The 593-nt window shown below is 54.6% G+C and carries 1 protein-coding gene and 1 pseudogene; one reads left to right on the top strand and one right to left on the bottom strand.

Annotation, left to right across the window (positions count from 1 at the left end; translation table 11 throughout):
- Positions 1 to 109, bottom strand: a 109-nt coding sequence (locus tag AUR66_RS21475; RefSeq protein ID WP_197409863.1) for a DNA cytosine methyltransferase, incomplete at its 3' end; no start/stop codon positions are given.
- 193 nt (positions 110 to 302) lie between these two features.
- Here AUR66_RS21475 and AUR66_RS17830 point away from each other — a divergent pair.
- Positions 303 to 593: pseudogene (locus tag AUR66_RS17830) on the top strand (hypothetical protein); the annotation flags it as partial.

Raw genomic sequence — 593 nt, 5'->3', positions numbered from 1 at the left:
TACAGTCCGGGTCCTGATCAATCCCTGCGACGACCGAAACACCAGACTGCTGGAGACCATAACTGAGTCCGCCAGCACCGCAGAATAAATCCACTGCAGCTACCTTCATAACCCACTTTCCTGCGTATCGTCACATAAGCGTTCGGCAACAACGTTGTCCTGACCGCCTCACTCCGTGCGGAGAGCCCGTCGGTGTCACCCGGTTAGAACACCTACCCGTTTCCACTGACGAGAGTCACCAACTCGTAACAGTAATACTAACTAGGTGGTCATAGTTTCGTACGACTATATCGGTATATAATATGGACCAAGAACAGATTCAAATCAACGAAGCGGCCAAGTGGTTCTTCTTCAGTGGTGGGCCAGGAGCACCACGCTACGGCGACGATCCTACCAAACACGCTGTAGACCACGATGCCGAGGCGTTCGTCCGCGAGGTCCTTCAAAACGCGAACGACCAGGGCCTCCCGAACGGGGATCCAGTCGAAGTGACGTTCCGTTTCGTCACCCTCACCGGTGACGAGAAAGAGGAGTTTCTTAACGGACTCGGCTGGGACGATGGACTCGGTGAACGGATGCAAGCTGTCGCAGAC

It is taken from the genome of Haloferax profundi (assembly GCF_001469865.1).
GTDB classification, from domain to species: domain Archaea; phylum Halobacteriota; class Halobacteria; order Halobacteriales; family Haloferacaceae; genus Haloferax; species Haloferax profundi.
This window is presented reverse-complemented; position numbering and strand designations above follow the sequence as displayed.